The following is a 751-nucleotide window of genomic DNA, read 5'->3' on the forward strand; positions in this document are numbered from 1 at the left end:
TCGGCGGGAGGGTAGGGGCGCGCGGTGGGTTTGACCAGGGACACCTTCAGCTTGCCGCGTCGGTAGGTGATCCAGTCGGTATCGAAGGCCCGGCACACGTTGAACACCGAGGCGTAGGCTCCGCCGCGGTCGAAGCCCAGCATCAGCTTGGCATCGTCGCCGGTGATGGCGCGTAGTTGCTCCAGTGCCTCGGGCAGGGTCTTCGTCAGTCCGGAGGGCTCGCCGGTCAGGAACGCCACCGCGCGGCCCCGGTAATCGGTGACCAGCGTGTCCCCACGGCCCTTCTGGGCCTGCTTGCGCTTGTTGTTCCAGCCGCGGCCCACCGGGCGGGCCCCGGCATAGGGCACGAAGTGGTCGTCCACGTAGTACACGCCCAGCGCGGGCGCGTCGGCGGCGAGCATCGCCGAGGCCAGCTGCCGCTGCACCGCCAGCGGATCGCAGTTGTCGGCGATCTGGGCCAGCTGTGGGCGCAGCGTGCGCAGTTCCGGCAGGCATTCCAGACCTGCCAGCACGCCGGCTTCTCGCCGGTCCAGCAGCTTCGCCCCTTCGAGGGAGGAGATCCCCAGCCCGAACGCCAACGTCACCGCACACAGCAAGCCCGCATCATCCGCCCGGCGCGACGTGGACGTCCGCAGCGACGCGAACGTCTCCGGCACCTCAGAGTGCGGTTTGAAGGCTTTCGCGTCACTTCAGTCCGTTGTGGCAACATTCCCGAATCCGACGAATCGGGGTGTATTGGCTACCGCATGGT

At 68.2% G+C, this 751-nt stretch carries 1 protein-coding gene; it reads right to left on the bottom strand.

All coding sequences use genetic code 11. The annotated features are described in order from the left end of the window. Positions 1 to 656, bottom strand: a 656-nt coding sequence (locus AB0N07_RS46380; RefSeq protein WP_365846248.1) for a putative transposase, incomplete at its 3' end; no start/stop codon positions are given. Between the last annotated feature and the right edge of the window lie 95 nt (positions 657 to 751).

This window comes from Streptomyces sp. NPDC051172, assembly GCF_040682555.1.
Taxonomy (GTDB): Bacteria; Actinomycetota; Actinomycetes; order Streptomycetales; family Streptomycetaceae; genus Streptomyces.